Source organism: Terasakiella sp. 4MB5A, assembly GCF_050058155.1.
GTDB lineage: Bacteria > Pseudomonadota > Alphaproteobacteria > Rhodospirillales > Terasakiellaceae > Terasakiella > Terasakiella halodenitrificans.
This window is the reverse complement of record NZ_CP188815.1, coordinates 1,401,005-1,423,310: the sequence shown is the minus strand read 5'-3', so window position 1 is coordinate 1,423,310 and position 22,306 is coordinate 1,401,005. Positions and strand designations below refer to the sequence as shown.

The following is a 22,306-nucleotide window of genomic DNA, read 5'->3' as shown; positions in this document are numbered from 1 at the left end:
GCTTTGATGTTTGAAACCGCAGGCGGACTGCTGAGCATTGATCTCAGCATCATTCAAGCCAACTATCGCCGTCTATGCGACGAATTAAACGGCAAAGATTGTTCCGTGGTGGTCAAGGCCGATGCCTATGGTCTGGGTATTGAACCGGTTTCAAAAGCCTTGTGGGAGGCAGGCGCACGTACCTTTTTTGTTGCCCTGCCCGACGAAGGCGTCGAATTGCGCCACATTCTGCCGGACGCCGACATTCATATTCTTGGCGGCCTGTTTAAAGGGGCGGCAGATGTTTATACAACCCATAATCTTATCCCGGTTTTAAACAGTCTTGAACAAATTCAGGACTGGCAAAACCGTGCCCGCGCCGACATTCAGGTCGATACCGGCATGACACGATTGGGAATCGCACCAAAAGACATCCCACATATTCCATCAGGCTTAAACACCGATGTGTTAATGAGCCATTTCGCCTGCGCCGATGAACGGGGCCATCCGTTAAGTATTCAACAGATTGAAACATTTACACAGGCTGTTCAACAGATTGAACATACACGGGCCAGCCTGTGTAATTCCGCCGGTATTTTCCTTGGGGAAAAGGCCCATTTTGATCTTGGCCGACCAGGGTGTTCTCTTTATGGGATCAATCCAACACCCCATACCACCAATCCCATGCAAAACCCCCTACACTTACAAGGCAAGGTCATACAGGTGCATGAGATTGACACTCAACAAAGCGTTGGATATGGTGCCACTTACAAGTTGCATGCAGGACAAAAACTGGCAACAATCGCCGTGGGTTATGCCGATGGCTATTTGCGCAGCCTCAGTTCCAAGGCCACAGTTTATGTGGATGGGCAGGCCGCAAAGGTTGTCGGTCGGGTATCGATGGATGCCATTGGCATTGATGTCAGCGCGATAACATGCGAAGAAGGCCAGTACGTTGATGTCATCGGCCCTGACAATACGCCGGATGATTTGGCACATTGGGCAGGGACAATCGGCTACGAAATTTTGACATCGCTGGGCAATCGCTACAAGCGGGTCTACAAGGGATAGGGACAAAATAAAAAAATGAATTTTCTCCAGCCTATCGGGCATTATGTTCTGAAATTTTTTGGCTCGGTCGGTCGTCTGGTTCTTTTTACCCTGACCGCCCTGTCCCACTGTATCCGCCCGCCGTTCTATCCGCGCGCCATTCTGCGCCAGATGATTGAAATCGGCTATTTCTCTCTGCCTGTTGTCGGGCTGACAACCGTCTTTGCCGGGATGGTCCTTGCCCTGCAAAGCTACACCGGGTTTTCCCGTTTTTCTGCTGAAGGCGCTATTGCCAATGTGGTGGTTCTGTCCATCACTCGCGAACTTGGCCCTGTTTTGGCAGGTCTGATGGTCACAGGGCGGATCGGCGCCTCAATGGCTGCTGAACTGGGCACCATGCGTGTCACAGAACAGGTTGATGCCTTAACCACATTGTCCACCAACCCGTTCAAATATCTGGTTGTGCCCCGTATTCTGGCAGGCATCACCATGTTACCGATTTTGGTCTTGATCGGTGATATCATCGGTGTGTTGGGCGGTTATCTGGTTGCCGTTTATCAGTTGGGCTTCAATGCTTCCAACTACATCCAGTCCACGTGGGAATTCATGGAAAATATGGATGTGGTCTCCGGTCTGGTGAAAGCGGCGGTCTTCGGCTTTATCATTACCTTGATGGGCTGCTATCACGGTTATACCTCCAAGGGCGGCGCGCAAGGCGTCGGCAAGGCGACGACGGACGCGGTGGTTTCCGCCTCCATCCTCATCCTGTGTTTCAATTATCTTCTCACCATGATGTTTTTTGACAAATGAGCGATATTCCAAAAATCCGCCTGCGCAATGTGCATAAAGCCTTCGGCCCGAAAACCGTTTTAAACGGCCTTGATCTGGATGTGATGCCCGGTGAATCCGTTGTTATTATCGGCGGGTCCGGAACCGGGAAATCCGTCACATTGAAATGTACCCTCGGCCTGATGGAACCGGACAGCGGCACCATCGAAGTCGACGGTGAAAACGTTGTTGGCTTGGGCTCGCGTGATCGTGAACGGGTCAATCATAAGTTTTCCATGCTATTTCAAGGCGGGGCGTTGTTTGACTCCTTACCTGTTTGGGAAAATGTCGCCTTTGGTCCCATTGCCGACAAGACCATCACACGCAAACAGGGCAAGGAACTCGCCATTGAAAAACTCGCCCAGGTCGGTATGCCAGCCGAGGTAGCAGACCTTTATCCCAGCGAATTATCCGGCGGTATGCAAAAACGGGTCGGTCTGGCGCGTGCTATTGCTGGTGATCCCGAAATTATCTTTTTTGATGAACCGACAACCGGGCTAGACCCGATCATGGCCGATGTCATCAATGACCTGATTGTCAAGGTCACGCGCGAGCTGGGGTCCACCGGCCTGTCCATCACACATGACATGGCAAGTGCCCGCAAAATCGCTGATCGTATCGCCATGCTTTATCAAGGAAAGATCATTTGGCAAGGCCCGGCTGACAGCATTGATCATTGCGATAACCCCTATGTTCAGCAATTCATCAATGGTCGCGCCGATGGTCCCATTGAAATGGCGGTTCGAAAGTAACATCCCATGCGTCGCTTCCTGATTGCTTCCTCTTTTCTCCTTCTCTTGACAGGATGCTTAAACAGCTATCCCTTGGGAATGAGCGAAGAAGAATGGATGCGTTTAAGTCCCGATCAACAATTTCAGGCCCGCAGTCAACAGGCCGAGATCGATGAACAAAAGCGCATGGAACGCGAAGCCCGCGCCGAAGCAGAACGTTTACGTCAGACTATGGAAGAACAAGCCTATCAAGATCGCATCGATCACAACTACCGCCATGCCCGGTACGGCGATGTCATTCAGTGCGTTCTGGAAAAGTCCGTCATTGATTTCAAGCCCGGCTGGCGCGATAGCGAACCTGTCGGCTTTACCTTGGTACGCGGTGAAGGCAAGCTCATTGATATACACTCTGCCCGCGACCAAAAGACGACATCCCTGTGGGTCAGCCTAGATGACAATGGAATGACCCTGCGCCTTTGTCGCAAAGAACCAACCGGGCATATGGGTAATAACAAATCCTGCACCGACATCGTTGGCACGACGCGTCAATACCACCGTGGCCTACGTCAGGCTTTTAATCATAATGATATACGCGGTAGCCTTTATTGCACGCTCACAAGATAAGTGAACATACTTAAGTATAATTTGCGATGGATCTTGTTTTGTGGACACGGTAGACTTTCACACAAAAATGATAAACATACCGCCAGAAAAAAACTTAGGACCTTAAAAGATATGGTCAAACATACGAAGAAAGCAATTTGTTGCCTTCATAAAAGGGCACGAGTGCTTTCTCTTTTATTCATTTGCCTTGTGTTAAGCCAACAGGTGAGTGCGAAAGATTTTGAAGTTCGTGTAGGTTTTTCGCATTTTCCACCTTGGCAAACCTCCAAAGGTACAAACTGGACGGGCGGTCTGGACAAGCTCATTCTCGACAAGCTGGTCGTTGAGCTTGAGAAAAAGCACGATATTCACCTAACGATTATTCCTAAAAAATGCCCATTGAAACGCTGCCTGCGTGAACTGCAAATGGGGGCGCTTGATCTGAAAACAGGATTGCTCAAACAAAAGAACCGAGAAGAATACCTTGCTTTTATCGAACCGCCATATCAATCCCATACCAATAAAGCTATCTATTACGATCCGGCCCGTATGAACGATATCAAACATATTTCAGACCTCTATGGATATCGCATCGGCGTTGCACGTGGGGCGACAATTTTTCCCGAATTCGATCAGGATAAAAGAATACAAAAAACTCCGACCAACGGAACCTCTAGCGGTCTACGACTTGTCTGTGCTGAACGACTTGATGCCTTTGTCGGTACAGAACTGGTGATGGATTATATCCTTTCAAAGAAAGAGAATTGCACACATTTGCGTAAAACCTCATTGATATATAAATCACAAACGGCGGGATATTTTGCCATATCTAAACTCTCACCTCTCGTTGAAGTTTTGCCGCAGCTCAACAGCACGATGGACCAACTTGTCAAAAGTGGTGAAATTGATCGATTGGTTGAAACCTTTAAACGTAAATAATTCTCTCTTTCCTCCGCATCTGCGCTATGCCATAAACAGTATTCTAATTTCGGCGATAAGGCTTTCTTCTTAAATGGCAAAACCTAAAACATCTTTTGTCTGTCAGTCCTGCGGGGCGTCGTACAATAAATGGCAGGGACAATGTACATCCTGTAATGAATGGAACACCCTGTCCGAAGAAGCAGTCCCGGAAAATATCCCCAAAGGAATGGGCACGGCTAAAGGACGGAAAATTGATTTTGTCAGTCTTGATGGGGAAGAAAAAACACCGCCGCGCCGTATTACAGGTATCGGGGAATTTGACCGTGTATGTGGCGGTGGCCTTGTGCCCGGTTCCGTGATTTTGGTCGGTGGTGATCCGGGGATTGGCAAATCCACCATTTTGCTGCAAGTCATGGCATCGTTATCTAAAGACTACAATGCAGCCTATATTTCCGGCGAGGAAGCGATCGATCAAGTTCGTTTGCGTGCCCGTCGTCTTGGCCATGAAAAATCCAAGGTCAAGCTGGCCTCAGCAACTAATGTACGTAACATTCTGACCACATTAGAAGATGAAAAACCCGATGTCGTCGTCATTGATTCCATTCAAACCCTTTATATTGACACATTGGACAGCGCACCGGGAACGGTCTCCCAGGTTCGATCATCCGCCAATGAATTGATCCGTCATGCAAAACGACAGGGATTTGTGCTGTTTCTTGTTGGTCACGTCACCAAAGAAGGAACAATCGCCGGGCCACGCGTACTAGAACATATGGTGGATACAGTCCTTTATTTCGAAGGGGATCGCGGTCATCAGTTCCGTATTTTGCGCGGGGTTAAAAACCGTTTTGGTGCCACGGACGAAATCGGTGTCTTTGAAATGACCGAAGGCGGCTTGCAAGAAGTCCCCAACCCATCCGCCCTCTTCCTGTCCGATCGCAAAGGCGATGTCACCGGATCTTGCGTGTTTGCCGGAATCGAAGGGTCCCGCCCCATGCTGGTGGAGGTTCAAGCCCTGCTGTCCCCGTCCGCCCTTGCCACGCCACGGCGTGCCGTGGTCGGCTGGGATAGTTCACGCCTTGCCATGATTATGGCGGTTTTTGATACCCGTTGCGGCCTTGGCATGGGCGGTAATGATGTCTATCTTAACATTGCTGGCGGATTGAAAATTGCCGAACCCGCCGCGGATTTAGCCGTCGCAGCCGCACTTGCATCATCTCTCAGCGGGGTTGCCGTTCCGCAAGAAACGGTTATTTTTGGGGAAATCGGTTTATCCGGTGAAGTCCGCGCCGTCGGACAAATGGAATCGCGCCTGAAAGAAGCGGCAAAACTGGGTTTTATGCGTGCGATTATACCTGAACGCCAAAAACGCAATAAAAAAGATAAGGATAAAGGCCTGAAAGATAGTGGCCTTGAAGTTTGGGAAATCGGACACGTACAAGAACTGTTGTCTTTCTTCCCGATGAAGGATAAATAGACCCAAAGGAAAACGGAGCCTTATTGAATGGAAAACCTGCCCATCAGCATCACAGACATTGCTGTCTTTGTGATTTTGCTTTTGTCTGGACTGTTGGCCCTATCGCGCGGATTTGTTCACGAAGTGCTTTCCATCGGTTCTTGGGTTGGTGCGGCCTTTGGTACACTTTACGGTTTTCCGTATGTCAGGCCTTATGTACGCGACCTGATACAAACAGAATTTATTGCTGATATAGTCGCCGGGGCAGGCACTTTTATCATTGCCTTGATCGTCCTGACCATTGTCACCAAACTGGTGGCGGAACAAGTTCAGGGCAGCGCCTTAAACCCATTGGATCGCAGCCTCGGCTTTGTATTTGGCCTGTTGCGCGGTGTGATTATCGTTTGTCTGCTTTATGGGGCAATCGAATGGATGCTGCCGGCAGATAAACAGCCCAACTGGATGCGGGATGCGAAAACCATGCCCTTGATCGAGCAAGGCACGTCTTTCTTAAAAGGACTGGTCCCCAGCGATACAGCGGATGAAATTAAGAAAAAAGCGGATGATACCCGCGATAAAACCAATAACGCGATCGAACTGCAAAAAACCTTCGAAAAAATACTGACCCCGAACGCGAAATCGGATACAAACCCACCCACGGACCCACAAGGATATGACCAACAGGAACGCAACAATCTGGACCGTCTTATCCGCAACGCCCAATAGGGCCTTTGACGAGCATCGAGAAGCCATGACCGATATCGACCTGATGAGCACCAACCCTTTCGACGACGACAAGCTCCATGAGGAATGCGGCGTCTTCGGTATTTACGACCATAAAGACGCTGCCGCGCACGCTGCCCTTGGCCTGCACGCCCTGCAACATCGCGGCCAAGAAGCTTGCGGTATCTTTTCTTTTGACGGTCAACAGTTCCATTCCCACAAGGGTATGGGGCTGGTCGGAGATAACTTCTCTGAAAGTGCGGTGATTGACCAACTTAAGGGGAACACAGCCATTGGCCATGTGCGCTACGCCACAACCGGCGGCACGGTCTTGCGCAACGTTCAACCCCTGTTTGCAGAATTTGAATTCGGCGGCCTTGCCATTGCCCATAACGGCAACCTGACCAATACACAGGCCGTGCGTCGTACATTGGTGCGCCGGGGTTGTATCTTCCAATCCGACATGGACACCGAAGTCATCGTCCATCTTGTCGCCGTCAGCCTTTATGCAACGGTGGAAGACCGTATCATTGATGCGCTACGCCAAATCGAAGGCGCTTATTCCCTTGTCGCGATGACCAAAGACAGCATGATCGGTGTACGCGACCCCAATGGTGTGCGCCCCCTTGCCATCGGGAAATTGGATGATACCTATATTATCGCCTCTGAATCCTGTGCCTTTGACATTATTGGTGCCGATTTTGTCCGCGATGTGGAACCGGGCGAAGTCGTCATCATCAATAAAGACGGCATCCAGTCCATCAAGCCGTTCGGCCCGCAAAAAGGGCGCTTCTGTGTCTTTGAATATATTTATTTTGCCCGTCCTGACTCCCTGATTGAAAACCGCAGCGTTTACGAAGTCCGTAAAGCCATCGGTGCAGAACTGGCCCGTGAAAGCGGTGTTGATGTCGATATGGTCGTTCCGGTCCCTGATTCCGGGGTACCATCGGCAATCGGTTACGCTGCGGAAGCCAATGTCGCGTTTGAGCTGGGTATTATCCGTAACCATTATGTCGGACGAACCTTTATTGAACCCACACAAGAAATCCGTCACTTAGGCGTGCGAATGAAGCACAATGCGAACCTTGCTTCCGTCAAGGGTAAACGCATTGTTTTGGTCGATGATTCCATCGTGCGCGGAACGACATCCAAGAAAATCGTCGATATGATGCGCCATGCCGGGGCCGCTGAAGTTCATATGCGAATTTCCAGCCCGCCAACCGCATGGCCTTGTTTCTATGGCATTGACACACCACGACGTGAAAAATTGCTCGCGGGTCAATATAGCGTGGAAGAAATGGCAAAAATCATCGGGGCAGACAGCCTTGCCTTTATTTCCATCGACGGCATGTACCGCGCAGTTGGCGAAGCCAAACGCAATAATGACAGCCCCCAATTCTGCGACGCCTGTTTCACCGGGGAATATCCGACCCGTCTACAGGACCACGATGACGAGGTTGCCGACGACAAGCAACCTTCCCTTCCCCTGCTGGCTGAGAAAGGTAAATAAGAAATGGCAAAAGCATTAGAAGGCCGCATTGCTGTTATCACCGGTGCGTCACGCGGCATTGGTCGTGCCGTTGCCCTACGATATGCTGCTGAAGGCGCCCATGTCATTTTGATTGCCCGCACCATTGCCGCCCTAGAAGAAGTCGATGACGAAATTCAGGCCTTGGGTGGAAAAGCGACATTGGTCCCCATGAACCTGCGTGAGTTTGATAAAATCGATCAGATGGGCCAAGCCCTTTATGATCGTTTTGGCAAAATTGATATTCTAGTCGGTAATGCAGGTTTTTTAGGTGATGTCACGCCCATGTCCCATTTGAAAGTCAAAATGTGGAACGAGGTGATGGATACCAATGTGACAGCGAATTTCCGTCTGATACGTTCAATGGAACCTTTATTGAAACAATCCGATGCTGGACGCGCGATTTTCCTGTCCAGCGGCACGACCAAAGCACCACGGGCCTATTGGGCAGCTTATGCTGTTTCAAAGGCTGCGCTGGAAAATATGGTGCAAACCTGGTCTATGGAACTGAATAAAACCAATATCAAAGCCAACCTGATTGATCCCGGTGCCACCCGCACCCGCATGCGCGCGCAAGCCTACCCGGGTGAAAACCCTGAGAGCCTGAAATCACCGGAAGTCCTGACAGACCTGTTCGTCGAACTTGCCCTTCCCACTTGTGATAAACAAGGTGAAGTGGTTCGTTACGAAGCATAAAGGCTTTTATTTATAAAATTTTGATCGCACCCTGATCCATGATCGGGGTGTTTTCAATTCAATGCGCGTTCTTGCCCTCGTCCACGCTGTCGAGCAGGCTTTCGAAATCGCTGGCGACCGCGAGGCCCCATTCATCCACACTTTTGGCAAGATAGCCCTGACCTTCTCTTTTGGTCATACGCACTGTTTTCTTATCCTGACCGCCAATGTCGAGGCTTAAGATATCCAAACCGTCGCGATTGGTGACGCGCACCCACTGCAACCAGTTCTTATTTTGTTCAAACCGGGCTTGAAACAAGGCCAGTTCTTCGTCAGTAAACATGAGTTTCGCCATGTTTAACCCTCCTGTAAAACAGTCAGATTTCGAAACTCCCCTTGGTGTACGACAGCTTTCTTTGATGATGACTCTACTGTTCATTGCTGCACTGCATAAATATATGTTGCAGCGCACCAATAATCAAGCCTAAAAAAAGAGGCTTACACATAAAGCCCCTTTTTTCAACGTTTTGAACGGTTTATTAATCCGCTTTGCTGACCTCGGAATTCAAGCGCTCACGCTCATTTTCATAAGAATCGAGCACCCAGCTCAAATGCGAACGCATCGCCACTTTAGCCGCCAAACCATCACGTGACTTGATGGCTTCCAAAACATCTTTATGCTGCGCAAGAGCCAAGCCATCCTCTGCCGGTTCCTGAAACAGATCATATTGGTGGAACTCAAGACTGGAGGCAATGATATCGCGGATAACATCCATAATATGCATATAAACCGCACTGCCGGATGCGCGCGCCAACATATAATGGAAATTAAACTCTTGTGATGCTTTATCTTTCGGGGCCGCTGAGCCTTTTTGCTGGCGCTGTTTTTCCAAAGCGTTGCTTAAATCGGCAATCTGATCATCCGTTGCCCGTTCTGCCGCACGTCGTGCTGCCCAAACTTCCAATAAGGCGCGAATTTCAGCCAGATCATGCAGGTTTTGTTCTTTTACTTTTGCCAGTTCACCCAACGGCGAGGACATATCACCCGCAGCAGCCAGAATACGCGTCCCGCCACCTTGTACGGCTTCCAGAAAACCTTGCGCTTTCAAGCTTTGCAGGGCTGCGCGAACCGACACCCGACTAACACCCATTTTTTCGGCAAGTTGTCGTTCACCCGGCAAGCGTTCACCCGGAGACAAATCACCATCGGCAATCATAGCCATAATACGGGCAGCAACACGATCGGACAGCAGGCCGCTTTTGGCCTTTGCATTACCTGAATTCGATTTCTCCTCCATGACCTTCTCCTTTATATATTCCCCATAGGCCTTATATATACCGACTTTCGCGCAGAAAGCAAAAGAACAGTCAAACAACCGAACAATATTTATGAGTTTGCATAACTCTCCTGTATAGTTGGAAAAATGAAGAACGAAAATGAAATTACCTTCGAGCCGCTTCTCGGCGCGCACGATCCGAACCCTTATGAAATCCTCAATCAGGAAGGTGAGACACCTTTGTTGCTGATCTGTGATCATGCCAGCAACCGCATTCCTGAAAAGCTGGATAATATGGGATTAAGTGAAAAAGAACTGAGTTACCATATTGCCCTTGATATCGGTGCGGCCGGTGTCACACGGGCCATGTCTGAAAAACTAAATGCACCCGCAGTGCTTTGTAACTATTCCCGTCTTGTTATCGATTGCAATCGCCAACCCGGGGATCCATCCTCCATCCCGGAAATCAGTGATGGGATCACCGTTCCGGCCAACCATTGCCTGAGCGAAAGTCAGCAAGTCGAACGTAGCGAAGCCGTCTTCTGGCCCTATCACCATGCCATTACCGAAACGGGTGCCCATCTATGGCGCAAAGGCACACCACCGGCCTTGTTTTCCATTCACAGCTTCACCCCCGAATTAATGTCACTCGAAGAAGATCGCCCGTGGCATATCTCCATTCTTTGGAAACGTGACCCCCGCCTTGCCAGTCCATTGATTGAGATTTTAAGCCGTGAAACCGGCTTAATTGTCGGGGATAACGTGCCTTATTCCGGTTGGGAAGACGCCTATTCCATCGATTTGCATGGGGCAGCCCCCGGATTGCCCTACTGCGCCATAGAATTGCGGCAAGATTTAATCGACACACCCAAAAAACAACAGGAATGGGGGGATATCCTGAGCAAGGCCCTCATGGAAATTTTCAAAGATCCTTCCATTTTCAACGTTAAACATTACTGAGGCAGCACATGTCCGTTCATGAACCCAGTTGGACCATTGGCATAGAAGAAGAATATCTGATGGTCGATTGTGAGACAGGTAATCTTGCGACCCGATCGCTGGATGATCTCATGGCCGCTTTGCAATCCGAATTAAAGGACCTTGTCCGGCCAGAATTTCTACAATCGCAAGTCGAAGTCGGCACACGTGTCTGCAAAGATGTAAAAGAAGCACGCGCCCAGTTGGCATGGCTTCGTCAAAGCGTTGCCGATATCGGACAAAAATTTGGTGTTGCCCCCATTGCAGCCTCAACCCATCCCCATGCGGAATGGGGAGAACAGACCCATACGGATGCCGAACGTTATCATACCTTTGCCCAAGACATGCAAGCGGTTGTACGCCGTTTAATTATTTCCGGCATGCACGTCCATGTGGGAATTGATGATGACGATTTACGTATTGATCTTATGAACCAAGTGTCTTATTTCCTGCCCCACCTTCTGTGCCTCAGCACCTCATCACCCATGTGGCGCGGACATGACACGGGTTTAAAATGTTATCGTTTAAGTGTATTTGACGAGCTGCCGCGCACGGGGTTGCCGGAATTATTTGACAGTTATAGCGAATATCAAAAACACGTCGATGCGTTAATCAACGTCGGGATGATCAAAGATGCAACCATGTTGTGGTGGGATGTTCGCCCGGCCGTAAAATTCCCCACATTGGAAATGCGTATCACCGATGTCTGCACCACTTTGGATGATGCGATTGCTATTGCCTGTCTTTTTCAATGCCTGTTGCGCATGCTTTATCGGCTTCGCCGCAATAACCAACGCTGGCGTACCTATCGCACCATGTTAATTGATGAAAACCGCTGGCGGGCTCAGCGCTACGGATTGGACGAAGGGCTGGTGGATTTCGGCAAAGGCACCTTGGTTGATTTCAAAGACCTTTTGGAAGAATTGATCGAAATGCTTAAAGACGATGCCGAAGCACTCAACTGCACAGAAGAATTACATAGTTTGCGTGATATTTTAACACGTGGCACCAGTTCACATCGCCAGATAAAGATTTTTAACCAAGCCAAGGAAGACGGTGCAGATGACCTGCAGGCCTGCCGAGCCGTTACCCAATGGTTAAAATCCGAAACTGTTCGCGGACTATAAAAACTTATTCATTGTGACATAAGCCATTCTGCACTTTTCTCCAATTCTGCGCGTGGGATATCGCGCAGCAATGTCTCTTGCAAATCCATCAAACTGACTGCTCGCAGCTTGTCACGCCATGCCTCATCCGCATCCCACATCACACGGGCAATCGCACAAGGCTTGGCAGGCTTGCTTTTATCTTCTAGACACGGATTATTGCCTCTGATTTCCGTACAATTAAAGGTGTTGCGTCGCCCTTCCACAGCTTCGACAATATCCAGAAAACTAATCTCTTGGGCGGGGCGGGCCAAGCGATAGCCCCCTTTGGGGCCGAGAGTACCTTCAACCAAACCAGCTTGGGACACCGCCTGAAGCGCCTTGGACAGATACTCTTTCGGAACACCGTGAAACTCGGACAACGCTTTGGTGGAAATCCGTTTTCCTTCCGGTAAGGCAGCGATGACTGCACAACAATGTAATGCCCATTCCACTTGGTTCTTTAAATTCATCGTTGTTTTCCCGTTTCCGATCAAAGCCTCCCTCTTTGTACCTAATATTCAATTTAAAAGAAAGATGATCCCTGCCCCTTTAGGGATCGTCCATTCAATATAACCCGTTAAGCCAAACCAGCTTTTGTCAACCCAAACATCTCATCCGCTGTGCCCGGCATAGCTTGAAAAGGGATAGCCAAACGGTTCCAACTATTGATCGCCATCACGGCAAAGTTCAGATCACATAACTCTTTTTCTGAAAAATGTTTTCGCATTTCAGTATAAAGCGCGTCAGAGATACCTTCCGTCGGCAACCGTGTTACTTCTTCTGCCCACGCCAAGGCAGCGCGCTCCCGGTCGGTAAACAAAGCTGATTCCCGCCATATCCCCAAATGATATAAACGCAATTCACGTTCACCATGAATTTTGGCCTGCTTGACATGCATATCCAGACAAAAAGCACAGCCGTTTAACATGGAAACACGAATATCAACAAGATGCAGCAAAGCCTGATCAAGTGAGGTTTCCTGCTTGGTCGCCATAGAAAATGCTGTCATTTTCTCCAAGATTGCCGGGGAGGTTTCGAAATGATTCAGTCGATTAGTCATAGGAAAGATCCTTTTAAATATTAATTACGGATATAATTTATCCTTAATTAATATTCTCCTGTCAACCCTATCCTTTTTCCATCCTTAATTTTTTGGAATAAATAAAAAAAGGGCCGGAGTAATCTCCGACCCTTTTCAATCAACAAAACGATTGTTTACCAGCCTTGGTCCTGATCATCCACTTTCAGGATTTGTCCTGTCTTTTCTTTAACCGCTAACTGTAAACCTTGCAGTAATTCACGGCCCAAGACACCGCCGTCACCCATGATTTTTTCACGTAAAACAGCCCGCATGGCATCAATGTGTGCTTTGACCACTTCGACCGCTGCATCCGTTTCCTTGCAGCCTTCCACCGTGCATTCGTAAAGCATTTTTCCAAAAATGGAAATCAACGGATAGCCAAAGGTTCCACCTTGTCCCCGCAATTCGTGGGCAAGCAAATTGATTTTATGGAAATGTTCGCCTCGTGCACCTGGGGCCAAGAGGGCCTCGGTACAAAGGTTCGACAGTTGAGATAAATATTCCAACGCCCAATCATGAAAGCTTGCAGAAGATCGTTCCAATTCCTGTTCGGCTTGATCCAGCAAATCTTGTGGCAAAGACCCGCCACCTTTCATTCCCATTCCACCGACTTTGTCTTTCAAACGGTTGGGAAGACGGAAATACCAAACACCGGAATCCGTTTTGGCTTTCTTCTTTTCACCTGAATAGACGATTGTAATATCATCATCTGTCGTTTCGCGCCGTTCGACATTATTGGGGGCCGGTTCGTTGCGACGGCGACGATCCGGGCCGTGATAGTTATGTGTTGTAACAAACTGGCGCGGAAAATCGATCAATTCCATCAATCGCTTATAAACGCTATCAACGGAAAAAGGCTTGGCCAAAAATTCCGACACGCCCATATCACGGGCGGCATTAACATAATCGTTATCAGCCGCACCACTCATCATAATAAAGGGCATAAACCGATTAGGTGATTCTTTTGCCGCACGCACCCAACGCAACAACAACAAACCATTTGCCGGTGACATGATCAAATCGGAAATAATCAGATCCACGCCACCTGGGTTATTTGGCCCCCCTGCTGCCTTGAGAAAATCAATCGCCTGCACCCCGTTTTCACAGGTGACGAGTTTGCGGATTTCAAATGAGCGCAATAGATTCGCCATCGTATCGCGTACAAATGCATTATCTTCCACCAACATGACGGAAAGGCGTTCAAGATGATAACGAGCCACTGGACTTTAACCCCGTTTTGTTTTGCTTATCTCCTTTGATTGATTGCACAAAATCTAAGCCTGACGCAAGCGAAAGAGGTAGGTTCCCGCCCCGAATAGCAATTTTTTTTATCCTTTCGTATATGTCGAACAAACTTGCATGTCGCAAGCGAGCTGTTTATCTTCGCCGCAACAGATTTATTACTTAGACCAACAAGGGATCAAATTATGGCTGAAGTCGGCGGAATTGCAGGCGATCACCTGCGCTCTTTCATTGAACGTATAGAACGCCTTGAAGAAGAAAAAGCGGCCCTCGCCGCCGATATCAAGGATGTTTATGCAGAAGCCAAAGGAACGGGCTTCGACGTTAAAATTATGCGTCAACTTGTCCGCTTGCGCAAAATGGAAGACCATGATCGCACCGAACAAGAAGAGATTCTGGATCTTTACAAACGCGCACTGGGTATGGAATAGCCTTTACCCCATAATATAAATCAAAAATAAAGGGCACAGTCTTTGATCTGTGCCCTTTATTTTACTTTAACTTTCACTACGTTTTCTAAAATAAGGCCACCACTCCTTGCCATAAGGGACCAGCACACGCACTTTATACCCGTCATCACGCAATTTGCGTTTGAGCGAATTGTTCACCCCGTATGGGATTTCAAACTCAAAACTATCCGCGCTCCAACCTTCCAGATTGGCCATCATCATAATCTGTTCTGCAACTTGATTATCTTCTAGGGCGAAAACGGGGGTTACTTGTTGGATCATGGCATCTTCCGACAACAGGATACGCGCCAACTTCATATAATTATCCAGAATCAAGTCTTCATATTCCAAAGAATTCGCATCATGCACTTTAAAAGGATACATGGATAAGCGGATATTACCCCCTTGGGAAATGATCGCCTTTACATCGTTTATACTGCGCATCAGGCCTGCTGGAATGGTCACACAGACAGGAACGTCAGATCGGCTAATACCGCCATACAAAGCCAATAAACGCTGCATCTGAATGCGTTCTGCAGCATGCAGGATAAGCATATTGCGTTCCCCCACACCATGACCGTCTCCATAGCCTTGACGGTCCTCAACATCGCGCACCGCAATCCTTTTGCCAAAGACTTGCGCCACTTGCCGACAATGGACCTCGCCGCTTTTTCCTGATTTTAGATAACCCATTTCAGACGGCATCAAACTGAAACAGACTTCCAGACGTTCCTCATCCAAAATTTCCAACGTTTCAATCACCGTGGAAACATTTTCCTGGATAACCTCGATATCCTTCGACGCTTTACCCAGATGATGCAAACACACATGATATCCCATATCACGCAACTTTGCCGCCACTTCCACGGCTTCAACACCTGTGGTGGCCGGGACAAGTTTTTTTGCAATACCATGCATCAAAGGCGTATTTTGCGCCAGAAACCGAACAATAGAACTGCCTGCTATTTTTTTCTTCAAGCTCATAGGTTTATATAACTTCTTCCGCATTTCTCTTTATCAGGGTACGACCCCGTTTAAATTTGCGCAAGTCTGATCATAGCTTGAACGACAAAAAGCCGCATCCCAACCGGGTGCGGCTTTTTGTCAAATGTCTTAATTAAAAGATCGTGCTAAATCAGCCCTGACGAGCCTTGAAACGCGGGTTCTTTTTATTAATAACATATACGCGGCCACGGCGGCGCACGACACGGCAGCCTTTTTCACGCAGCTTAGCGGATTTTAAAGAGTTGCGAACTTTCATAATCTCGTATCCTCAAACGCTTTGCCCATCTCCTCTGGATGAGCGGAGCCGGGAACATACGGAGATCATCGTGTTGAGTCAACAACAACAATCTCCAGATCGAAAAAAATGGTGGGTCGTACAAGATTTGAACTTGTGACCTCTGCCATGTCAAGGCAGCACTCTAACCAACTGAGCTAACGACCCATGTTTTACTCGCTCCCGATACGGCAACTGAAGGATTACCCCGGAAGCGAGAGCGCTTTTAATCCGACAAACCGTACAAAGCAACCCCTTTTTTTCGTTTTTTTGTAGTTTTTGTTTTATTATTCTTACTTGCACCGTCTTTCTGGACGCGGTACTCAAACAATAGAGATTTAACAGAATCGTAAAGAAATGGCGGAAATCATGGGCGCTTCCACAACAGAAGCATATGGTCGTTTAGATGAGACAACAGAGGATAAAGCGTCCTTTGCCATTCTCTATCCAAAAAAACAGACCACCCCTGTCGTCTATGCCTCACCACATAGCGGATGTTATTATCCTCAGGATTTCATCGAATCATCTCTTTTAAGCCCAACCGCGTTACGTCGCTCTGAAGATGCGTTTATTGATGAAATTTACGAATCCTGCACCAAATTTGGCAGCCCCTTACTGAAGGCAGTCTACCCACGTGCCTATATAGATGTAAATCGGGAACCTTATGAATTGGACCCCGATATGTTCGATTCTGTGCTGCCGTCATTCGTTAATACCGAATCACCTCGCGCGCAGGCTGGTTTGGGAACGATCGCTAAAATCGTGACGAACGGTGCTAATATCTATCGCGAAAAGTTACACTTCCCCGAAATAGATGAACGCATCAAACGCCTTTATCACCCCTATCACGCAGCCTTGCGCCGCCTGATCGAAGAAACCCGTGAACAGTTCGGAATTTGTTTACTAATTGACTGTCATTCCATGCCGTCCGGCTCCCCGACACCAAATGGGGATTTTCAGCTTGTTGACGCCGACATCATCCTCGGGGACCGTTTCGGCACATCTTGTAACAGCTGGATAACGGAACACACACAAGGTCTGTTGGAAGAACAAGGTTTCAGGGTCAAACGAAACCGACCCTATGCGGGCGGATTTACCACACAGCATTATGGCGAGCCTGCCCGCCAGATCCACGTTTTGCAAATAGAACTCAATCGTGCCCTTTATATGGACGAGGATCACGTAACCCCTTTAGCGCAATTACAAGACATCAAAAGACGTCTGCAAACTGCCATAGAATCCCTTAATGCTTTGGTAAAAGAGCGCCTATAGAAAAACCAGCATCCTACATTAAAGCAAATTAAATAAATAAAATCATAATCTTATATAGATTTTTCCAATAGAAAAAAAATACATAAACGTCACAATCCTGTCATACGGCCCATGCTAGCATCCGCTGCTGTTTCTAATTTTTAATTTTCTAATTTAAATCCAGACAGAGGATGAAATGAAAACCTTTAAACGCGCCATTATTGCGGCCACTTTCGCAGTTTCCCTGCCAACAACGGCACAGGGTGCCAACATTAAAAACGTTATCTTGATGATCGGTGATGGTATGGGCCCACAACAGGTCGGCCTTCTGGAAACCTATGCTCAATATGCCCCGAATTCCATTTATAAAGGCAAAAATACAGCCATCTACAAAGTGGCAGACGAAGGGGTGATCGGTTCTTCCCTAACCAATCCGACAGATGCAATCGTTGTGGATTCAGCTTGTTCAGCGACACAATTGGCAACCGGGATATACACCGGTTCAGAAGTCATTGGCATTGATGCAGATGGCAATCACGTTGAAACCATTCTGGAAAAAGCCAAGCGTTTGGGGAAAGCAACAGGGATTATTTCCGACACACGTCTCACACATGCAACCCCCGCAGCCTTTGCCGCCCATCAGCCGCACCGTTCATTGGAAAACGACATTGCGGTTGATATGTTGAAGGCAAATGTGGATGTCATGCTTTCAGGCGGTATTCGTCATTTCATTCCAAAATCCACCAATAACAAGGGGGATGTTTATAATCAACTCGTGGAACTGACCGGCGGTTCTATTAAATTGAAATCCAAACGTAAAGACGAACGTAACCTGTTGCTGGAAGCACAAAAAGCAGGCTACAGCCTCGCCTTTGATCAAGACCAGTTGACTCTGTCAAAAGGTGATAAACTTCTCGGGTTGTTTGCTTATTCCGGTATGGCTGACGGTGTCGAATACCGCCTGACCAAAAATGATGCCAAACGCACGCAACCGACCTTGGCCGAAATGACACAAAAAGCCCTGAACGTTCTGGAAAAAGACAAAGACGGTTTCTTCCTGATGGTTGAAGGCGGCCAGATCGATTGGGCGGGTCATTCCAACGATGCGGGCACCATGCTCAATGAAATGGTCAAATTCGACGAAGCCGTTGCCCGCGTCCATGATTGGGCAAAAGGGCGTGATGATACTTTGGTGATCGTCACCGCCGACCACGAAACCGGTTCCTTTGGTTTCAGCTATTCCTCTGCTGACTTACCCAAAGCACAGAAACGCCCCGGCGAAGCATTTGCAAATCGCGACTACAAACCAAATTTCAATTTTGGTAGTTTTGATATTTTGGACAGTCTTTATAACCAGAACATGAGCTACGCCACCCTGTTTTCCAAATTCGAAAAACTGGATAAAAAAGACCAAACACCTGCCATGCTTGCAAAAATGGTTAATAACAGTTCTGATTTCCATATTACCGAAGAACAGGCCGCACACGTCCTGACAGATAAAGAAAACCCGTATCATGTGGAGGGCCACGGCTACCTGAAAGCCAAACAGGTTCCCGCCATCCACGATTTTGACGCCTATTTCCCCTATAATGACCGGGGCAACGTACTAGCGCGCGAACAGGCCACCAAACAAAACATCGTTTGGGGCACGGGAACCCACACAGCAGTTCCCGTGAATGTTTTTGCATGGGGTCCCGCAGAAACCATCTTACCGGTCGCCAAAATCATGCATCACTCCGTTCTGGGGCAATATATGATCGATCAAATCAAATAAATTATCCTACCTGCCTAAAAGGAAGTTTTTTAAGCAACAAAGACCTTCCTGAAAAATGACCGTATATTTTACTTTCCATCCTCAGAATATTGAGGATGGAAAGTGATCTTCAAACAAAACCGCATCGCTAACTGTGGCAATTTACAATACTTTGATTTCCGCGACAAAATCAGTCACAGTTCGACTCAATTGATTAGACTCACCATTAAGCTCATCGGCAACCTGGTTCATGGAATGTGCGGCCTGTTCACTTTCATCAGCGGCCTGACTTACTTTGTGAATACTACTGGTCACCATATTGGTGCCTTGCGCGGCCTCATCAACATTGCGTGCAATTTCTGCAGTGGCAGCTTGTTGTTCTTCCACCGCTGCTGCAATGGCCGATGAAATTTCATCCATTGTTGAAATTGTTCTGGAAATTCCTGCAATGGCTTCCGCGGCGGCATGGGTTGAAGACTGTACCATTGTAATTTGTTCTTCAATCTGGTGGGTTGCCTTTGCCGTTTGTGTTGCCAGATTTTTAACCTCCGACGCAACAACGGCAAATCCTTTACCTGCATCTCCTGCTCGGGCCGCTTCAATCGTCGCATTTAGCGCCAACAAGTTTGTCTGTTCGGCAATATCCCCAATGATTTTAAGAACTTCCCCGATTTTACTCGCTTGTTCTGCCAAATTTTGGACTTTTTGATTGGTCTGTTGTGCTTCCTCAACTGCATCACCTGAAATCTGTGTGGATTGCGCAACCTGTTCCCCAATTTCTTTAATCGATGCCGCCAATTCTTCTGAGGCAGAGGCAACCGTTTGCACATTTGTAGAAGCTTCAGACGCAGCAGAGGCAACCGTATCTGACTCTTCATTCACATGGCCTGCCGCATTTGTAACCGTCCCTGCAGCCGTCGACATTTGTGTAATGGAGGATTGAAAACGCGCCAACACACCAGCCACGCCTTCTTCAAAACATTGTGTTGCCTGCGTAATTTTTTCTGCACGATCCACTTGACGCTGTTGTTCCTCAGCTTGACGGCGCTGCAATTCCTCACCTTCAACCAATTTCTCCTGAAAGTGTTCAACCGCCTTACACATATTACCAATTTCGTTGGATCGATCTGTATTAGGGATCTCGATATTTCGAACCCCTTCGGTCAGATCACCCATAATGCCTGCAACCTGAGAAATGGGACGCACAATACCTTTTGAGATTAAAATCCCGCTGATCAACATCAATATAGAACCGGCCAATTGCACAACAATCAATATCATTTCCGTATGATTTGCAGTGTTGATGGCCTCCTCGGAACTGTATTGAAAATCAGCAAAGGTATGGTCAACCAGCTTTTCCATAAACGGTTCAGCTTCTGCAAATGTCTTGCTTAGATTTGAAACCTCTTCGTTAATGATTAATCTTTTTTTTGCATATGCTTTAAAATCAGCAATATAGGCATCCATCTTTTTCAAAATGTCTTGCTGGGCTGTCTCCGGTATCACAGATATAGTCAATGCATTTTGAAATTCAGACAATCTGTCATCCATTCGCCCCACATATTTATCTGCCAGACGCATAATGAAATCTTTTTCGTGTCTGCGCATCATCAGCATAATAACGCTCAATTTGTCTTCACTATATTCTTTTAAAGTTGTCTCCACGTTATGTACCGATGCCCGCAAGCTTCCTTGAAGACCGTCTTTTTCCGTCAATCCCAAAGCCAACCAATCCTCGGCTACCATTTTAAACTGCTGTTCATAAGCCTCTAACTTAGTAATCAGTTTTTCCGCCAAATCGATATTATTTGGTTCATCCTGATGAAAGACTTTTAAGCGCCCGATCAACTCTCTTGCCGTTGCGACCGTTCCGTTATGATCTGCAATATATTTTTCATTTAATCGGATCAGAAAATCTTTTTCATTTCGACGCGCATTTAGAAACATATATTTAAGATCATTTGCGTCTTGCAGCGCCGTGGCGGCCTGATTTTGCTTATCCTGTAAATCAACGATTTTATTCAAATTTACTGCAATTAGTATTGCGGAAATGATAAAGCCTATAACACCGATAAGCGTGATTAAATTAATTTGAACAGATAGTTTTGCGTTCCTAAACATATGGGCGCTCCTCGCTGATTTATCTTTTATTTTTCTAATGATACATAATTAGAAGAAAATTTGTAACAAGGAAAATAAACCAAAAGGCGAACCGCAAGATGCTTATATATTGTGCATACAATTATAACGCACAACGTTTCCGTTTTTAACGCCTCAAACTGGAGGGAGAGATACCGTAGACCCGTTTAAATGCCGTTGAAAAATTTGCAGGACTGTTATAACCCGCCAGATAAGCAGCTTGTGCAATCGTCAAACCGTCCTGCACCATTGCTGTTTTGGCAATTTCCAAACGTCGCTCGCGTATATAATCCATAACGGTCATGTCAAAAGTTGCCTTAAACATGCGTTGCGTACTATTCACCGCCATGCCAATTGCACATGAGATATGCGAAAGCGTAAGGTCTTCGTTCAAATGTTCTTCAATATAATCTCGAATGCTCTGTGCCTTTGACGCACACGCCGCCACATCTACCGTATGGTTTTGTTTAACCATGCTTTCCAATGCCTCACTGACAATTTCCAATGCCCGACTTTCCATATAAAGTTGATCTAACAAAGGAAAACGACACACAGGTTGAACGATTTGTTCCGCCAAGGAAATCGCCCTTTTAGACGGCTGCCATTGATGAATTTGAAGGGGGCCTGTCAAAAGCTGACGCACATAAAAATTTAAGGGATCGTCCTGTTTCTGCCCTGCCAATTGTCCAAGCAATCCGTCACGCGGAAGGCTGATATTGACTTTGCGAACATACATATCCTTTTTAATCGAACGCGTCCACAACATCGGGGTGTTCATGGACCACAAGTACCCTGTGGGGCGAGAATCTGCTTCTAAAATAAAGGGGGTATCCCCCATCATTCCTTCAATCCGACCTTTTAGGATAATGGAAAAGGTTACAGCCGGTTGCAGGTATGCCTTAGCCGTATAGTCACGAACCTCTTCTGAATCCGTTGCATGGACGTTTAAACGTGAACAACAGTCTCGACTGTTAATTCGTCCTTTTAGAATTGTATGGTTTTGTGCAGAAGGTTCAGGAACATTTTTCATCTTTACACAGCTTTCGCCCGCTAAAGCGAACAGGTTTGTTTCTTTAATTGCATCCCGATAAACAAGCCCTTTGCGTCTTTTGGTTTCCTTTATCGTTTTATGCGCCATGTCCGCATCCCTTATTCCTTCATGTTCATTCATCATTTTGCAAATAATAATAAATTGCACTTTTTGCAAACAAGTCT

At 47.4% G+C, this 22,306-nt stretch carries 23 protein-coding genes and 1 tRNA gene; 14 read left to right on the top strand and 10 right to left on the bottom strand.

The genetic code is table 11. The features are described from left to right. The first annotated feature begins 6 nt into the window (after positions 1–6). The 9 genes from alr (at position 7) to ACI0FF_RS06510 (ending at position 8,515) form a co-directional block, all read left to right on the top strand. Positions 7–1,050 (top strand): alanine racemase, encoded by a 1,044-nt coding sequence (alr, locus tag ACI0FF_RS06550; protein WP_419799316.1) that lies wholly within the window; start codon positions 7–9, stop codon positions 1,048–1,050. 15 nt (positions 1,051–1,065) lie between these two features. After that, on the top strand, positions 1,066–1,839 hold the full coding sequence (locus ACI0FF_RS06545) for an MlaE family ABC transporter permease (protein WP_188662172.1): 774 nt from the start codon (positions 1,066–1,068) through the stop codon (positions 1,837–1,839). After that, complete coding sequence (locus ACI0FF_RS06540; protein WP_419799315.1) at positions 1,836–2,609, top strand: ABC transporter ATP-binding protein; 774 nt, start codon at positions 1,836–1,838, stop codon at positions 2,607–2,609. Before ACI0FF_RS06545 ends, ACI0FF_RS06540 begins: the two co-directional genes overlap by 4 nt. Before the next feature lie 6 nt (positions 2,610–2,615). Further along, entirely contained in the window at positions 2,616–3,212 is a 597-nt protein-coding gene (locus ACI0FF_RS06535) for a hypothetical protein (RefSeq protein ID WP_419799314.1), read from the top strand. Positions 3,213–3,416: 204 nt separating this feature from the next. After that, positions 3,417–4,130 carry a substrate-binding periplasmic protein gene (locus ACI0FF_RS06530; RefSeq protein ID WP_419799313.1) on the top strand — a complete coding sequence of 238 codons (714 nt, stop codon included), beginning with the start codon at positions 3,417–3,419 and terminating at the stop codon, positions 4,128–4,130. Between the two features lie 73 nt (positions 4,131–4,203). Continuing rightward, entirely contained in the window at positions 4,204–5,589 is a 1,386-nt protein-coding gene (radA, locus tag ACI0FF_RS06525) for a DNA repair protein RadA (protein WP_419799312.1), read from the top strand. Positions 5,590–5,616: 27 nt separating this feature from the next. After that, entirely contained in the window at positions 5,617–6,294 is a 678-nt protein-coding gene (locus ACI0FF_RS06520) for a CvpA family protein (RefSeq protein ID WP_419799311.1), read from the top strand. A gap of 40 nt (positions 6,295–6,334) precedes the next feature. Then, entirely contained in the window at positions 6,335–7,801 is a 1,467-nt protein-coding gene (gene purF, locus ACI0FF_RS06515; protein ID WP_417821844.1) for an amidophosphoribosyltransferase, read from the top strand. A 3-nt stretch (positions 7,802–7,804) separates the two neighbouring features. Then, the gene (locus tag ACI0FF_RS06510) at positions 7,805–8,515 is read left to right on the top strand and encodes an SDR family NAD(P)-dependent oxidoreductase (RefSeq protein WP_419799310.1); all 711 of its coding nucleotides are present in this window, start codon (positions 7,805–7,807) and stop codon (positions 8,513–8,515) included. A gap of 58 nt (positions 8,516–8,573) precedes the next feature. On the opposite strand, the gene ACI0FF_RS06505 is transcribed toward ACI0FF_RS06510, so the two are convergent. Next, positions 8,574–8,849, bottom strand: a complete 276-nt coding sequence (locus tag ACI0FF_RS06505; RefSeq protein ID WP_419799309.1) for a hypothetical protein — start codon at positions 8,847–8,849, stop codon at positions 8,574–8,576. 184 nt (positions 8,850–9,033) lie between these two features. Next, the gene (locus ACI0FF_RS06500; RefSeq protein ID WP_419799308.1) at positions 9,034–9,792 is read right to left on the bottom strand and encodes a FadR/GntR family transcriptional regulator; all 759 of its coding nucleotides are present in this window, start codon (positions 9,790–9,792) and stop codon (positions 9,034–9,036) included. 126 nt (positions 9,793–9,918) lie between these two features. Between ACI0FF_RS06500 and ACI0FF_RS06495 the strand changes: the two genes are divergently transcribed. Then, positions 9,919–10,731 carry an N-formylglutamate amidohydrolase gene (locus tag ACI0FF_RS06495; RefSeq protein WP_419799307.1) on the top strand — a complete coding sequence of 271 codons (813 nt, stop codon included), beginning with the start codon at positions 9,919–9,921 and terminating at the stop codon, positions 10,729–10,731. Positions 10,732–10,739: 8 nt separating this feature from the next. Continuing rightward, the gene (locus ACI0FF_RS06490) at positions 10,740–11,876 is read left to right on the top strand and encodes a carboxylate-amine ligase (RefSeq protein ID WP_419799306.1); all 1,137 of its coding nucleotides are present in this window, start codon (positions 10,740–10,742) and stop codon (positions 11,874–11,876) included. Between the two features lie 8 nt (positions 11,877–11,884). Here ACI0FF_RS06490 and ACI0FF_RS06485 read toward each other — a convergent pair whose 3' ends face one another. From ACI0FF_RS06485 to ACI0FF_RS06475, 3 genes are all read right to left on the bottom strand, one after another. Then, complete coding sequence (locus tag ACI0FF_RS06485) at positions 11,885–12,367, bottom strand: RrF2 family transcriptional regulator (protein ID WP_419799305.1); 483 nt, start codon at positions 12,365–12,367, stop codon at positions 11,885–11,887. A gap of 107 nt (positions 12,368–12,474) precedes the next feature. Then, a complete protein-coding gene (locus ACI0FF_RS06480) occupies positions 12,475–12,957 on the bottom strand; it encodes a carboxymuconolactone decarboxylase family protein (RefSeq protein WP_419799304.1) in 483 nt (160 codons plus the stop codon). Between the two features lie 155 nt (positions 12,958–13,112). Beyond that, the gene (locus ACI0FF_RS06475) at positions 13,113–14,198 is read right to left on the bottom strand and encodes a response regulator (protein WP_419799303.1); all 1,086 of its coding nucleotides are present in this window, start codon (positions 14,196–14,198) and stop codon (positions 13,113–13,115) included. A gap of 207 nt (positions 14,199–14,405) precedes the next feature. On the opposite strand from ACI0FF_RS06475, the gene ACI0FF_RS06470 reads away from it, so the two are divergent. Next, positions 14,406–14,651 (top strand): DUF2312 domain-containing protein, encoded by a 246-nt coding sequence (locus ACI0FF_RS06470; RefSeq protein ID WP_188662202.1) that lies wholly within the window; start codon positions 14,406–14,408, stop codon positions 14,649–14,651. Between the two features lie 66 nt (positions 14,652–14,717). Here ACI0FF_RS06470 and ACI0FF_RS06465 read toward each other — a convergent pair whose 3' ends face one another. From ACI0FF_RS06465 to ACI0FF_RS06455, 3 genes are all read right to left on the bottom strand, one after another. Beyond that, positions 14,718–15,677, bottom strand: coding sequence for a proline dehydrogenase family protein (locus ACI0FF_RS06465; protein ID WP_419799302.1), 960 nt, complete (start codon positions 15,675–15,677; stop codon positions 14,718–14,720). Positions 15,678–15,804: 127 nt separating this feature from the next. Then, the gene (gene ykgO, locus ACI0FF_RS06460) at positions 15,805–15,930 is read right to left on the bottom strand and encodes a type B 50S ribosomal protein L36 (RefSeq protein ID WP_069189558.1); all 126 of its coding nucleotides are present in this window, start codon (positions 15,928–15,930) and stop codon (positions 15,805–15,807) included. Positions 15,931–16,039: 109 nt separating this feature from the next. After that, positions 16,040–16,116: transfer RNA gene (locus tag ACI0FF_RS06455), tRNA-Val, on the bottom strand. A 201-nt stretch (positions 16,117–16,317) separates the two neighbouring features. Between ACI0FF_RS06455 and ACI0FF_RS06450 the strand changes: the two genes are divergently transcribed. Together ACI0FF_RS06450 and ACI0FF_RS06445 are read left to right on the top strand one after the other, a co-directional pair. Continuing rightward, positions 16,318–17,220, top strand: coding sequence for an N-formylglutamate amidohydrolase (locus tag ACI0FF_RS06450; RefSeq protein ID WP_419799301.1), 903 nt, complete (start codon positions 16,318–16,320; stop codon positions 17,218–17,220). 175 nt (positions 17,221–17,395) lie between these two features. Beyond that, the gene (locus ACI0FF_RS06445; RefSeq protein WP_419799300.1) at positions 17,396–18,973 is read left to right on the top strand and encodes an alkaline phosphatase; all 1,578 of its coding nucleotides are present in this window, start codon (positions 17,396–17,398) and stop codon (positions 18,971–18,973) included. Positions 18,974–19,114: 141 nt separating this feature from the next. Here ACI0FF_RS06445 and ACI0FF_RS06440 read toward each other — a convergent pair whose 3' ends face one another. Beyond that, positions 19,115–21,073, bottom strand: a complete 1,959-nt coding sequence (locus ACI0FF_RS06440; RefSeq protein WP_419799299.1) for a methyl-accepting chemotaxis protein — start codon at positions 21,071–21,073, stop codon at positions 19,115–19,117. A 145-nt stretch (positions 21,074–21,218) separates the two neighbouring features. After that, positions 21,219–22,229, bottom strand: a complete 1,011-nt coding sequence (locus ACI0FF_RS06435) for a helix-turn-helix domain-containing protein (RefSeq protein WP_419799298.1) — start codon at positions 22,227–22,229, stop codon at positions 21,219–21,221. Positions 22,230–22,306 lie beyond the last annotated feature (77 nt).